Source organism: Paractinoplanes bogorensis (genome assembly GCF_018829635.1).
GTDB classification, from domain to species: Bacteria; Actinomycetota; Actinomycetes; order Mycobacteriales; family Micromonosporaceae; genus Actinoplanes; species Actinoplanes bogorensis.
Genome location: NZ_JAHKKG010000003.1, coordinates 92,788 through 105,618, shown reverse-complemented (window position 1 = coordinate 105,618; position 12,831 = coordinate 92,788). Strand labels below are relative to the sequence as shown.

At 72.6% G+C, this 12,831-nt stretch carries 13 protein-coding genes; 10 read left to right on the top strand and 3 right to left on the bottom strand.

From position 1 onward, the window contains the following. The first annotated feature begins 177 nt into the window (after window positions 1-177). Entirely contained in the window at window positions 178-450 is a 273-nt protein-coding gene (locus tag KOI35_RS09125; protein ID WP_215785649.1) for a hypothetical protein, read from the top strand. On the opposite strand, the gene KOI35_RS09120 is transcribed toward KOI35_RS09125, so the two are convergent. After that, entirely contained in the window at window positions 409-1,077 is a 669-nt protein-coding gene (locus KOI35_RS09120; protein WP_215785648.1) for a TetR/AcrR family transcriptional regulator, read from the bottom strand. The two genes, KOI35_RS09125 and KOI35_RS09120, sit on opposite strands and share 42 nt — an antisense overlap. Window positions 1,078-1,134: 57 nt before the next feature. Here KOI35_RS09120 and KOI35_RS09115 point away from each other — a divergent pair, with 57 nt between their 5' ends. From KOI35_RS09115 to KOI35_RS09090, 6 genes are read left to right on the top strand one after another with little or no spacing between them, the layout of a single operon-like run. Beyond that, window positions 1,135-1,881 (top strand): enoyl-CoA hydratase/isomerase family protein, encoded by a 747-nt coding sequence (locus tag KOI35_RS09115; protein WP_215785647.1) that lies wholly within the window; start codon window positions 1,135-1,137, stop codon window positions 1,879-1,881. Further along, window positions 1,874-3,268 (top strand): AMP-binding protein, encoded by a 1,395-nt coding sequence (locus KOI35_RS09110; RefSeq protein WP_215785646.1) that lies wholly within the window; start codon window positions 1,874-1,876, stop codon window positions 3,266-3,268. Before KOI35_RS09115 ends, KOI35_RS09110 begins: the two co-directional genes overlap by 8 nt. Next, a complete protein-coding gene (locus KOI35_RS09105; protein WP_215785645.1) occupies window positions 3,265-3,675 on the top strand; it encodes an acyl-CoA thioesterase in 411 nt (136 codons plus the stop codon). The genes KOI35_RS09110 and KOI35_RS09105 overlap by 4 nt, the downstream gene beginning before the upstream one ends. Continuing rightward, the gene (locus KOI35_RS09100) at window positions 3,672-5,255 is read left to right on the top strand and encodes an amidohydrolase (RefSeq protein ID WP_246612856.1); all 1,584 of its coding nucleotides are present in this window, start codon (window positions 3,672-3,674) and stop codon (window positions 5,253-5,255) included. The genes KOI35_RS09105 and KOI35_RS09100 overlap by 4 nt, the downstream gene beginning before the upstream one ends. Then, complete coding sequence (locus KOI35_RS09095; protein ID WP_215785644.1) at window positions 5,246-5,833, top strand: N-acetyltransferase; 588 nt, start codon at window positions 5,246-5,248, stop codon at window positions 5,831-5,833. The genes KOI35_RS09100 and KOI35_RS09095 overlap by 10 nt, the downstream gene beginning before the upstream one ends. Beyond that, window positions 5,830-6,837: an enoyl-CoA hydratase/isomerase family protein gene (locus KOI35_RS09090; protein ID WP_215785643.1), complete on the top strand. Its 1,008-nt coding sequence runs from the start codon at window positions 5,830-5,832 to the stop codon at window positions 6,835-6,837. Before KOI35_RS09095 ends, KOI35_RS09090 begins: the two co-directional genes overlap by 4 nt. Before the next feature lie 2 nt (window positions 6,838-6,839). On the opposite strand, the gene KOI35_RS09085 is transcribed toward KOI35_RS09090, so the two are convergent. Beyond that, entirely contained in the window at window positions 6,840-7,910 is a 1,071-nt protein-coding gene (locus tag KOI35_RS09085) for a hypothetical protein (RefSeq protein ID WP_308120876.1), read from the bottom strand. 125 nt (window positions 7,911-8,035) lie between these two features. Between KOI35_RS09085 and KOI35_RS09080 the strand changes: the two genes are divergently transcribed. From KOI35_RS09080 to KOI35_RS09070, 3 genes are read left to right on the top strand one after another with little or no spacing between them, the layout of a single operon-like run. Next, window positions 8,036-10,582, top strand: coding sequence for a putative bifunctional diguanylate cyclase/phosphodiesterase (locus KOI35_RS09080; protein WP_215785642.1), 2,547 nt, complete (start codon window positions 8,036-8,038; stop codon window positions 10,580-10,582). Window positions 10,583-10,616: 34 nt separating this feature from the next. Beyond that, entirely contained in the window at window positions 10,617-11,537 is a 921-nt protein-coding gene (locus tag KOI35_RS09075) for an aldo/keto reductase (protein ID WP_246612855.1), read from the top strand. Between the two features lie 16 nt (window positions 11,538-11,553). Then, window positions 11,554-11,946, top strand: a complete 393-nt coding sequence (locus KOI35_RS09070; RefSeq protein WP_215785640.1) for a BlaI/MecI/CopY family transcriptional regulator — start codon at window positions 11,554-11,556, stop codon at window positions 11,944-11,946. Here the strand turns inward: KOI35_RS09070 and KOI35_RS09065 are convergent. After that, window positions 11,914-12,822, bottom strand: coding sequence for a M56 family metallopeptidase (locus KOI35_RS09065; protein WP_215785639.1), 909 nt, complete (start codon window positions 12,820-12,822; stop codon window positions 11,914-11,916). The genes KOI35_RS09070 and KOI35_RS09065 overlap by 33 nt on opposite strands. Window positions 12,823-12,831 lie beyond the last annotated feature (9 nt).

Here is a 12,831-nt window from a genome sequence, read left to right as displayed (position 1 = left end):
CCGCCTTATTCATTCATCCCGGCCACTCGCCTAATTCTTGTTCAACTATAGATTTAATAGACTTTGGACCCTAGGCAGAACCACCATGAGCGAACCCGGATCCCGGCCGCGCATCAGTGCGGACTGGGCGGCCACCGTCGTCGGCCCATCCCGCGTCATCACCAAGGGCATCCTCCAATGACGACGACCGGACGAGACGACACCCCGGCCAACAAGAACGAAACCCCGCTCAACGAGACCGACGCCCTGGCCGCCGAGCGCGGGACCCCCGGCGAGGACGCGTTGAAGATCGCGACCATTGTCAACGTCACCCGGAACGCCCTGATCGGCATCGTCGCCGTGGCACTGACCGGCTACTTCGCGTTCAAGGTGGAGCGGGCGGCCGGCTCGGTCACCATCGTGTCGGCGCTAGCGCTCGCCGCCCTGTTGTTCGCGGGCTTCCACCTGTGAAGGCCACAACTCGGCCGACAAGCGGTGCACGTCGGCGGCGACGGCCGGTGGGGTGGTGCGCAGGCCCAGCAGTCCGACGGCCATCTCGGCGTACCGGAGGGAAAGCTCTTGCAGTGTCAGCGCACCGTCGGGCCGATACCACCGGGCGACGCCGCTGCACATCTCGAGCAGCGCCAGCCGGGCCACCGCGGGTGAGCTGACCCGGAACTCGCCCGAGGCCACGCCGTCGTCGATGGCGGACTGCCAGAACTGCTCGTACTCGTCGCGCAGGCCGGTGATCTCGGCCCGCAGCGGCGGGGAGAGGGCACGCAGTTCGTCGTCGGCGACCCGGGTGTGCAGCGGGCGGATCGCGTGGGCGAGGACGTGGATCTGCACCAGCCGGCTGATCCGCTCGGCCGGCGTGCCGTCGGCGCCCGCGCGGGCCCCGGCCCGGATCAGCAGGCCCATGCTCTCCCGCATGATCTCGGCGAGCAGGTCTTCCTTGGTGCCCATGTAGTGGTAGAGCGTGGAGGTGGACAGCCCGGCCCGCTGGGCCAGGTCGCGGATGCCGACGCCGTGGAAGCCGCGCTCGGCGAACAGCTCGAGCGCCGCCGCGCGGACCCGCTGACCGGCCGGTTCCTGGGACATGAGGGCATCTTACGGCACTCGATCGACCGATCGATCGGGAGCGGCTATGGTGAGGTCGTGGTCGTTGATTACGAGTTCGCCGAGGGCCTGGCCCGCATCCATCTGAACCGTCCGGCCCGGCTCAACGCCGTGGTCCCGCCGCTGGTCGACGACCTGCTGGCCGCGCTCGACCGGGCCCGGGCCGACGGCGCCCAGGTCGTCGTGCTGGCCGGGCGGGGCCGGGCGTTCTGCTCGGGCCACGACCTCAAGGAGCCGCCCGCGGTCGAGACCGTGCCGCAGACCCGGGCCCGGCTCGAGCAGATCCAGGACGTGACCCGCCGGATCCGCTCGCATCCGGGCGTCGTGATCGCCGCCGTGCACGGCTACGCGCTGGGCGCGGGCTGCGAGTTCGCGCTCGCCTGCGACCTGGTGGTGGCCGACGAGGACGCCCAGTTCGGCTTCCCCGAGGTGAGCGTCGGTCTCAGCGTCACCGGCGGGGTGTCCCGGCTGCTTCCCCATCTGGTCGGGCTGGCCAAGTCGCGCGAGCTGCTGCTGTTCGGCGAGCGGGTGCCCGCCGCCGAGGCGGCCCGGATCGGCCTGATCAGCCGGGTCGCGCCGTCCGGCGAGCACGAAGAGATGGCCGCCGAGTGGGCGGCGAAGCTGCTGAGCCGGCCCCCGGTCGCGCTCCAGCTGGCCAAGCGGGTGCTCGAGCTGGGCCTCGACTCGTCGCTCGAGCTGGCCCTGGCCGCCGAGGTCGACCACGCGCTGCTGACCAGCCTGACGTCGGAAAATGAGCTTCCCCGTACGGAGTTCGCCCGTGACTGACCTCGTCGAACTGCTCGAGAGGGCGGCCACGACCTGGCCCGACCGGGTCGCCTGGCGCTTCGATCCGGGTCAGACGCTGACCTTCGCGCAGGTGAAAGAGCGAACCGAAGGCTACGCTCAGGCGCTGCGATCAAGGGGCATCAAGGCGGGCGACCGAGTGGCCGTGATGCTGCCCAACCAGGCCGAGTTCCCGCTGCTGTGGCTGGCCCTGGCCCGCCTCGGCGCGGCCCTGGTGCCGATCAACGTGAAGTACCGCAGCGCCGACGCCGCCCACGTGGTCAGCGACTCGGGCGCGGTCGCCGTGATCACCACCGAGGAGTTCCGGCCCCTTTTCCCCGAGATCGTGCCGCTGGAAAGCCTGACCCCCGAGCCCGGCTTCGAGCAGGGCGAGGTCGACCCGCACGCCATCGTCAACGTGCAGTACACGTCGGGCACCACCGGCTCCCCCAAGGGCTGCCTGCTGTCGCACAACTACTGGCTGACGCTGGCCGGCAGCCTGCACTTCGAGTTCCCGCACCTCGAGGCGACCGACGTGATGCTGACCGCGCAGCCGTTCAGCTACATCGACCCGCAGTGGAACGTGGTGGCCGCCCTGATCTCCGGGGCCGAACTGGTGGTGCTCGACGGTTTCCACCCGTCGACGTTCTGGGCCGAGGTGCGCCGCCACCGGGTGACCTATTTCTACTGCCTGGGCGCCATGCCCAATCTGCTGCTGGCGATGCCGCCCGGCGAGAAGGACCGCGACCATTCCGTACGGGTGGTGCAGTGCTCGGCCATCCCACCGGCCCGGCACGCCGAGCTCGAGGAGCGCTGGGGCGTGCCCTGGTACGAGGCGTTCGGCATGACCGAGACCGGCGCCGACATCCGGGTCACCCCGCGCGAGCACGACGAACTGGTCGGCACCGGCTGCCTCGGCCGCCCCGCGACCCACCGCGACGTGATGATCAGCGACGACGGTGAGTTGATGCTGAAGGGGCCGGGCATGTTCGACGGCTACCTCGGCCATCCGCCGCCGTGGCGCGACGGCTGGTTCCCGACCGGCGATCTGGCCCGCATGGACGAGCAGGGCCGGATCTATCTGCTCGGCCGGCTCAAGGACATGATCCGCCGCAGCGGCGAGAACATCGCCGCCGTCGAGGTCGAGCAGGTGATCATGGAGCATCCGGGGGTCCGCCTGGCCGCAGTGGTCGGTGTGCCCGACGAGATCAGGGGCGAAGAGGTCTTGGCGTACGTGGTGGGGAGCGCAACGGCCGACGACCTGCGGGAGTGGTGTTCCGAGCGGCTGGCCGCGTTCAAGGTGCCGCGCTACTGGCGGTTCGCCGACGAACTGCCGATGACGCCGTCCGAGCGGGTGGCCAAGAAGCTGCTCGACCGGAGTGCGCCTTGACTTTCACTTATCACAGCCCCGTCTTCTTCGACGAGTTCGACCCCAACGGGCACCTGCACAACGCGCGCTTCGCCGTCCATGTCGAGCGCGCCCAGACCGCGCTGTTCGAGCAGTACGACGGCCCGGCCGCCGCTGACGCCAGGGCCGAGGACCTGCTCTACGTCGTACGGGAACTGCATTGTGAATTTCTTGCCCCCGTGCACACGCCGGGCCTGCTCGCGGTGACGCTCACCGGACGCAGCATCGGCCGAACCAGCGCCACCTATGAATTCACCTGCGGAACCGGCACGATCTACGCCCGCGGCCACCGGGTCATCGTCAAGGTCGACCCGGCCACCGGCCGCCCGGCGCCGTGGAGCGACTGGTACCGCACGATCTTCGCGGAGCTGAGCGGAGCGACCACATGATCATCGCCGACCGGCTGCTCACCAACTGCCGCGTCATCACCGTCGACGGCCCCGACGCGAGCGCGCTGGCCATCCTGGGCGACCGTATCGTCGCCCTCGAGGAGGTGCCCGCCCGCGAGGTGATCGATCTCGGCGGCGCGGTCGTCGTGCCCGGTTTCCACGACGCGCACAACCACATGGCCTGGTTCGGGCTGTCGCTGGCCGAGGCCGACCTGCGCGTGTCCACGATGGACGACCTGCTCGCTGCCGTGAAAAGGCAGGCCGAAGCGACCCCGAGCGGCTGGGTGGTCGGCAGCGGCTACGACGAGAACAAGGTCGGCCGCCACCCCACCCGCGACGACCTCGACCGGGTCGCCCCCGGCCGCGACGTGTGGCTCAAGCACGTCTCCGGCCACATGTGCGTGGTCAGTTCGCCGGTGCTCGACCGCCTCGCCCTCGACGACGTCAGCGGCGGCCGGGTGGTCACCGACACCGCCGGGCGCCCGACCGGCCTGCTCCAGGAACAGGCGCAGAACCTGGTCAACCCGCTCGTGCTGCCCTACCCGGTGCGCGAGCTGGCCGACGCGATCGACCGGGCCGGCCGGCACTACCTGCGCGAGGGCATCACCAGCGTGGTCGAGGCCGGCATCGGCGGCGGCTGGATCGGCAAGAGCCCGGTCGAGCTGGCCGCCTACCAGACCGCCCGCGAGCAGGGCCGCCTGCACGTACGCACCGAGCTGATGGTGGCCGCCGACGCGCTGCACCCGCTGGCCGGGCACGCCGACGACGGCCTGCCACTGGGGCTCGATCTGGGCATCCGGACCGGGTTCGGCGACGACTGGCTGCGCCTCGGGCCGGTCAAGGTGTTCACCGACGGGTCGCTGATCGGGCACACGGCGGCGATGTGCCACGACTTCGCCGACACCCCGGGCAACGCCGGCTACCTGCAGGGCGACCGGGACGAACTGATCGCGACGATCGTGGCCGCGCACCGTGGTGGCTGGCGGGTCGCCGCCCACGCCATCGGGGACGCGGCCATCGACCTGGTTCTGGATGCGTATTCCGAAGCGCAGGAGGTGACGCCGAGAAAAGACGTGCGGCACCGCATCGAGCATTTCGGCGTGGCCCGTCCCGACCAGGTGAGCCGGGCCGCGGCGCTCGGCGTGGTGCCGGTGCCGCAGGCCCGGTTCGTGCCCGAGATCGGCGACGGCATGCGCCGCGCGCTCGGCCCGGGGCGGATCGCCGACGCGTACCGGCTGCGGACCCTGCTCGACGCCGGTCTGGTGCTGCCGGGCAGCTCGGACCGGCCGGTGACGATCGGCGCTCCCCTGCTCGGCATCCAGGCCATGGTCGAGCGGGTCACCGCGTCGGGATTCCCGTTCGCGGTGGACGAGCAGCTCACCGCACGGGAGGCACTGCGGGCGTACACGCTCGGCTCGGCCTGCGCGTCGCACCAGGAGGACCGCACCGGCTCGCTGCGCGTGGGCAAACTGGCCGACCTGGCCGTGCTCTCCGACGACCCGGCCGACGTGGCGCCGGAGGCGATCGGCCGCATCGAGGTGCTGCGCACGATGATCGGCGGGGTGTGGCGATGGAACTGATCCCGGCCGGCGCGCTCAGCGCCGGGCAGCTCGCGGCCACCGAGGCCATCTATCTGGCCCGGTTCCCGGCCGGGCTGCGGGCTCCGTTCGACGACCTGCTGGCCGACGACGTGCTGGTGCTGATCGACGACGACGGCCCGGCCGGCTTCGCCGTGACCCGCCCGCTCGGGCCGACCGGCTGGGTGTTCCTGCGCTACTTCGCCGTTCTCCGGCGCGGTGCCGGCGCCGGCTCCACGATGTGGCGGCTGGCCTGCGCGAACTGGGCCGCGGCGGGTCACCCACGGGTGCTGCTCGACGTGGAGGACCCGGACGAGCCCGGCATCGACGCCGCCGAGGAGTCGGAGCGCCGCCGCCGGATCGTCTTCTACGAGCGGCTGGGCGCCCGGGTGCTGCCCGTTTCCGACTACGAGCCACCGCAGCCGGGTGGGCATCCCGAGCCGTTGCGGCTGCTCGCGGCGTCGACCGGTCTCGAGTCGGACGAGGCTTCGGTCCGTGATCAGGTGCTGGCCGTGTATCAGTACCGGTACGGTCTGGGGCCGGACGATCCCGCCGTACGGAAGGCTCTGCTGACTCTATGAATCCCGTGATCGCCCAGCTCGACGGCCATCTCGGCCACCTGATCCTGAACCGGCCGCGGGTGATCAACGCGCTCACCGCCGAGATGGTCACGATCCTGCACCGCACGCTCGACGAATGGGCCACCGACGACCGGGTCCGGACCGTGCTGATCACCGGCGCCGGCGAGCGCGGGCTGTGCGCGGGCGGCGACATCCGCGCGATCCATCACGACGCCGTCACCGGCGGTACGGAATCGCTCGGCTTCTGGGCCGACGAGTACCGGCTGAACGCCGCCGTCGCCGCCTACCCCAAACCGGTCGTGGCCTGGATGGACGGCCTGGTGATGGGCGGCGGCATCGGCGTCTCCGGGCACGCGTCGCTGCGGTTGGTCACCGAACGGTCCCGGCTCGCCATGCCCGAGGTCGGCATCGGCTTCCACCCCGACGTGGGCGGTTCCTGGCTGCTCGGGCGCGCCCCCGGCCACCTCGGCACGCACCTGGCCCTCACCGGTGGCGCGATCGGGGCGGCGGACGGCATCACGGCCGGGCTGGCCGACCACTTCGTGCCCGCTTCCCGGCTCGCCGACCTGGTCCACGCGCTCGCTCACCGGGAGGCGAGCGAAGCGGTGGAGTCGTTCGCCACCGTCCCGCCGCCGGGCAGCCTGGCCGGCGACCGGGAGTGGATCGACGAGTGCTACTCGGCCCCGACGGTGGCCGGGATCATCGAGCGGCTGGCCGCCCACCCGGCGGCGAGCGCCCAGGCCGCGGCCAAGGAGATCGCCACCAAGTCCCCCTCGGCGCTGCTGGTCACGCTGCGTTCGGTGCGCACGGCACCCGGGCTCGGCAGCCTGACCGCCGCCCTCGAGCAGGAACTCCGGATCGGCACCGCGATGCTGCACTGGCCCGACTTCGCCGAGGGCATCCGGGCCCAGATCATCGACAAGGACCGCCGCCCCCGCTGGTCACCGCCGACGCTGGCCGAGGTGCCGCCGGAGCTGGTCGACGCCTGCTTCGAGCCGGGCTGACCTCAGACGGTGCGGAGGTCGAGGCTGTGCCACAGGAACAGCTCCCGGTTGCCGGTCGACCACCACAGCACCCCGGCCCGGTAACCGACGTTGGCCGCGTCCGGGCTGATCTGCACCGCCCGGCGGCCGGTGATGTCGTACGCGAACAGCTGGAAGTTCCCGGTCAGGTCGGCGTTGCCCCCGCCCTGGGCGTAGACCTCGAACCGGTCGAGGACCGCGACGTCGGCCACGGCCGTCTGCACCACGCCTTCGGCGACCATGAGACGCGCAGCCCCGTCCGGCCGCATCATCTCGATCCGCGGCATGCCGTCGTCGTCCAGCGACACCACCCGGCACCAGCTCGGGGTGCAGTTGGTGACCGCGCGCTGGTTCGCCGCCACCGCCATGTCACGCCCGGTCGAAGGGTTTCGCAGCACCGTCGCGCCCGCGGTCGAGGCCACCCCGTCGACCAGCCACGGCCACACCGACTGCTGCCACGTGCCGGGCTGGGTGCTCGTCCGCACCGGGCCACCGGACAGCGCCACCGAGCGCAGTTCGGTCGACTGGTCGTCGCCGGCGGCCACCCAGTGCACCCGGCCGCCCGCGACGAGCAGGTCGTACTCGGACTGGTAGAAGCGGGCGTCCCCGGTGTCGCCGGTGATCAGCCGGGGCGGGCGGCCGTCGCGGAGATTGACCTTCCACAGTTGCGGGCGCCCGTCACCGTGGCCCTCGGCCCACACCACGTCGTCGCCCGAGGCGGTGACGGCCGGGAACGACGCGTCGTCGCCGGGTGGTGCGGGCCGCAACACCCGTACGGCTCCCTCGGTCTTGCGCAGCACCAGCCGCAGGCCCGAGCCGTCGCGACTCTGGGCCGTCCCGATCGCGGTCCTGGCGTCGAGGAACAACGCCGGCGTGAAGGTGCTGCCGTCGGGCAGGTCGGCGGTGAAGCTGCCCCGCTGCGCGTCCGGCCAGACGAGTCCCGCCACCAGCGGACCGGTGTCCGGCTGGGCACTCGGCGGCACGAACAGCAGGACCGCGCCCGCGGCCAGCGCCGTCAGCAGGCTCAGCCCGGTCCGCACCCGTCCCCATGCCACCCGTGGAGCGTACGGCGAGATCCGGTAGTGGCCGACGGTGCCCGTGTGCAGGCCGGTGATCGAAGGCTCGGGACCCTGGCGACGAGAACGCTCACGTCGGGCGGAAACGGGCCGATCTTCGAGATGTGTCGGAGAAGCTGTGGGACAGCCGCCTCCTGCGCCTGACCGCGATCCTGGCCCTCGGCACCGCCGCGGCGTTCGCGACCGGCGAACGGCTCCGGGTCCTGTCGTTGCTGCTGGCGGCCGGGGCGAGCATCGTGACGGCCGTCCTGTGCCGGCGGGCGCCCGCGCCGGGCCGGGCCGCCCGGCGGTTCTGGTCGGCCAACGCCGCCGCTCAGGTCCTGTTCGCGCTGACCCTGCTCACGAAATTCCTCCCCGTCGTCAGCCAGGTGGCCCACGTCGCCGCGGTCCTCTTGGTGGTCGGCGCGGCCGTGCTGCTGCCGATGCGCTCGATCACCCGCACCGAGGTGATCACGCTGTGCCTGGACCTGAGCACCGTGCTGGCCGCGGGCGGACTTTTCCTGTGGCATCTGGTCGGCCTGCCGCTGTCCCGGGGCACCGCCACCGCGGCCGAGCTCGGCCCGACGATCGGCTATCTCGTCGGCGGCATGGTCGGCATCAGCGTGGTGATGAAGCTGACCACCGGCCGGGGCGACACCCTGACCCGCGGCGCGCTCCGGTTCATCGGGGCCAGCGCGCTGATCGGCGGGCTCGGCACCGCGCTCACCAGCGCCTTCGACCGCTGGCCCGATCTCGACCCCACCGTGCTGATCAGCGCGTTCGGGGCCCTGGTGGTCGCGGTGGCCGCGCGCTACCAGGCCGTCGAGCCGGTCGAGCTGGTCGGCCGGCGCCGCCACCACACCCTCTACCCGTATCTCGCCGTGGCCGCCGTGGGCGCCCTGATGATCAGCACGATCGTGGCCGACTCGGGCGACGAGCTGTCGATCGCGGTCGGCTCGCTGGTGCTGACCGTGCTGGTCGGCGCGCGGCAGGTGCTGGCCATCCGCGAGAACGACCGGCTGGTCGAGCGCACCCAGCGCGACGAGGAACGGTTCCGGCTGCTCGTGCAGAACTCGACCGAGGTCGTGACGATCACCGGCCCGGACGCCGCCGTGCGCTACATCAGCCCGTCCGTGACCCGCGTGCTCGGCCTCGACCCGGCCGACGTCGTCGGACGGCCGCTGGCCGGGTTCGTGCACCCCGACGACCTGTCGATCGTCGGGGACGCGTACGCGACGATGCTCTCCGCGCACGGGGCCTCGGCGACGATGCACGCGCGGTTCCGGCACGCGGACGGGTCGTGGCGCTGGCTCGAGACGATCGGGGCCAACCTCACCCACGAACCCAGCGTCGGCGGCGTGGTCACCAACGGGCGGGACATCACCGAGACCCGTACGGTGCAGGACCGGCTCAGCCACGACGCCACCCACGACACCCTCACCGGACTGGCCAACCGGGCCCTGTTCGCCGAGCGAATCGCGGCCGACCTGCGTACGGGAAAGAATTTCAGCCTCGTCCTGATCGACCTGGACGACTTCAAGACCGTCAACGACACCCTGGGCCACCACGTCGGCGACGGCCTGCTGGTGGCGGTGGCCGAGCGGATGCGGGCCAGTGTCCGGCCGGTCGACCTGGTGGCCCGGCTCGGCGGCGACGAGTTCGCCATCCTGTTCGACGAGATGAGCGGTGAGCCGGTCGACCGGGCGCTGCGCCGCATCGCCGAACAGCTGCTGATCCCGGTCGAGGTCGACGGCCAGCTGCTCAGCGTGCGGGCCAGTTTCGGGGTGACCGAGGGGACGGCCGGGGACGACGCCGGTGACCTGCTGCGGCACGCCGACATCGCGATGTACGAGGCCAAGGCGCGCGGCGACGGCGGTCAGCAGCGGTACGTGGCCGGCATGGAGTCGCGCTCGGCCGAACGCACCCGCCGCGACGCCGAGCTGCGCCGGGCCCTGGCCGACGAGCAGTTCGTGCTGCACTACCAGCCGGTCGTGGCCCTGCCCGGCGGCGACCTGGCCGGGGTCGAGGCGCTGGTGCGCTGGCAGCACCCGGAGCGCGGCCTGCTGGCACCGGGCGAGTTCATCGCGGCGGCCGAGGACACCGGCCTGATCGTGCCGCTCGGCCGGTGGGTGCTGCGGGCGGCGGTGCGGCAGGCGGCGGCGTGGCGGGCCGGGCTGGGCGCCGGAGCACCCCGTACGGTCTCGGTCAACGCCTCCCCGCAGCAGTTGCAGAACCCGGAGTTCGCGGCCGAGGTCGCGGCCGCGCTGGACGAGGCCGGACTGCCGCCCACCTGTCTCACCCTGGAGATCACCGAGTCGACCGCGCTCGGCGGGGGCGCCACCTGGACCACCCTGGCCGCGCTGCGCGAGCTCGGGGTGCGGGTGGCACTGGACGACTTCGGCACCGGGGCGTCCACTCTCAGCCTGCTCGTCGACTGCCCGGTCGACCAGGTGAAACTCGACCGCTCGTTCGTCCCGGGACCCGGTCGTGACGCGATCGCCCGGGCGGTGCTGCAGCTGACCCAGGCGATGGGCGTGGAGGCGGTGGCCGAGGGGGTCGAGACGGCCGAGCAGGCCGAGTTGCTGACCGCGATGGGGTACCGGCGGGCGCAGGGCTACCACTTCGCCCGGCCCGCGCCCGCGGAAGACCTTTTCGCGCACCGCGTGGGTTGACTTCGAGAGCACTCGAAGGACCAGCATGCTCGGCATGGCTGACATCGTGCTGGGCGCAATGCTGTTCGGAACCAGGATCGGCGAGAAGGAGTCGTTCGAGCTGCTCGACCGTTTCGTCGAGCGGGGCGGGCGGTGGATCGACACGGCGAACAACTACGCGTTCTGGGAGCATCCCTCCGGCCTGGGCGGGCACAGCGAGCGGGTGATCGGCCGCTGGCTGGCCGCCCGGCCCGGGATGCGGGACCGGGTGCTGATCAGCACCAAGTGCGGGGCCGAGCCGACCGACCCGGCCCGCGGGCTGGAGGCGATGGAGGGCCTGTCGGCGGCGACGGTCCGGCGGGCGGCGGCCGCGAGCCTGCAGCGGCTGGGCGTCGACCACGTGGACATGTACTGGGCGCACGTCGAGGACCGGTCGGTGCCCCTGGCCGAGACGGCGGGCGTCTTCGGGGAGCTGCGGACGGCGGGCCTGGCCGCGCGGACCGGCGCCTCGAACACCCCGGCCTGGCGGGTGGAACAGGCCCGGGCGCTGGGCGCGGGCTGGGACGCGTTGCAACTGCGGCACTCGTACGCCCTCCCCCGCCCCGGAGCCGCACTGGAGTCGTGGTCACACCGGCAGGTCTTCCCGGAGACCCTCGATTACGTACGCTCCACTCCCGACCTGGATCTGTGGGCGTACTCGTCGCTGATCAACGGCGCCTACGGCCGGGCCGACCGCCCGCTCGAGGAGGCGTACGACCACCCGGGTACCACCCGCCGCCTGACCACCCTGGCCGACGTGGCTGAATCAGCCGGCGTTACCCGGAACCAGGTCGTGCTGGCCTGGCTGCTCGGCGGCGACCCGCAGGTCTGGCCGATCGTCGGCGCCAGCACTCCCGAGCGCCTCGACGAGGTGATGGCCGCCCGCGACCTGAAGCTGGACGCCGAAACGCGGGCCCGCCTGGACGCCGCCAACTAGCGGGTAAGCTGGCGCGATGTCCGGGAAGGATCAGCGGCGCCGAGGGCCCGGCGAGCTCGAGTCGGCCCTGCTCGACGTGCTGGTCGGTGCCGATCGGCCGTTGACCCCCGGGGACGTACGGGAGAAATTGCCCGCTGAGGACCCCCTGTCGTACAGCACCGTGGTGACGATCCTGACCCGGATGTACGCCAAGGGGGTGCTCGCGCGCTATCGCGACGGTCGCGCGTTCCGCTACGCGCCGCTGACCGACGGGCCCTCGCTCACCGCGCAACGGATGGGCCGGCTGCTCGACGCCGACGCCGACCACGAGACCGTGCTGCAGCGTTTCGTGGCCGGGCTCGGGCCGGGCGACGAGGCGGTGCTGCGCCGCCTGCTGTCAGAGACGCGAGGCGACGAGGAGCTCGCCTAGGTCATAGAGGCACTCGCCGGTCCAGACCAGCGAGAACGCGGCCACCAGGGCCGGTGCGGCGGTCAGCGTCCACGAACCGCGGGGCCGCCCGCGCAGCAGCGAGGCCACCCGTTGCGGCAGCACGCCGGGCCGGGCCGGCGCCATCTGCAGCCCGGCCACGACCGGGGGCGCGCCGATCAGCGCGGCCGTCCCGATCGCCCGCGCCACCACGTGCCGGTCGCCGACCGCGGCCGCCGCCTGCTCGTCGGCGGCCCGCTCGACGAGGAACTCGACCCGGCGGGCGAGCCACCGGAACACCGGGTGGGCCGCCGCGGCCAGGCGCGCGATCCGCACCAGGCCGTGGTGCCCGGCCGAGAGATGCGCGCGTTCGTGGGCGAGCAGGGCGGCGTACTGCCGGTCGGTCAGCCCGGCCCGCATCGCGGTGGTCACGACGATCCGGCCGCCGCGGACGGGCAGCGCGAAGGCGAGCGCCCGCGGGTCGTCGACCAGCACCACGCCGTCGGCGCCGGTGGGCAGGTCGGCGTACTGCTCGGCGAACGCGCGGTCGCGCCGGTGCCGCCGCCACACCAGCGCGACGGCGGCCACAGCGGCGAGCAGCGCCACCGCCGACCCCCAGGACACCCAGGGAACGGCTGCGGTGTCGTCGCGTACCGCCTGAGCGGACCAGCCGAACCACCGGCCGACGGCCGGGATCTCGGCCACCGCCTTGAGCGCGAACACCGCGAGGTTGGCCAGCGACGCCAGCGCGGCGACGGCCATCGACCAGGCCAGGAACGGCACCGCCCGGTCGGGCCGCATGCGGGCCGAGGTGAGCCCGATCGTGACCGCCACCAGGGCCGGGCAGACCAGCACACCGGCGAGGAAGTGGTCGATCACGAGGCCGAA

Bases quoted from the DNA above. Each gene is read 5' to 3' on its own strand.
- KOI35_RS09075 (WP_246612855.1), top strand. From the start codon at position 10,617: ATGGCTGACATCGTGCTGGGCGCAATGCTGTTCGGAACCAGGATCGGC.
- KOI35_RS09070 (WP_215785640.1), top strand. From the start codon at position 11,554: ATGTCCGGGAAGGATCAGCGGCGCCGAGGGCCCGGCGAGCTCGAGTCG.
- KOI35_RS09090 (WP_215785643.1), top strand. From the start codon at position 5,830: ATGAATCCCGTGATCGCCCAGCTCGACGGCCATCTCGGCCACCTGATC.
- KOI35_RS09095 (WP_215785644.1), top strand. From the start codon at position 5,246: ATGGAACTGATCCCGGCCGGCGCGCTCAGCGCCGGGCAGCTCGCGGCC.
- KOI35_RS09120 (WP_215785648.1), bottom strand. From the start codon at position 1,077: ATGTCCCAGGAACCGGCCGGTCAGCGGGTCCGCGCGGCGGCGCTCGAG.
- KOI35_RS09125 (WP_215785649.1), top strand. From the start codon at position 178: ATGACGACGACCGGACGAGACGACACCCCGGCCAACAAGAACGAAACC.
- KOI35_RS09100 (WP_246612856.1), top strand. From the start codon at position 3,672: ATGATCATCGCCGACCGGCTGCTCACCAACTGCCGCGTCATCACCGTC.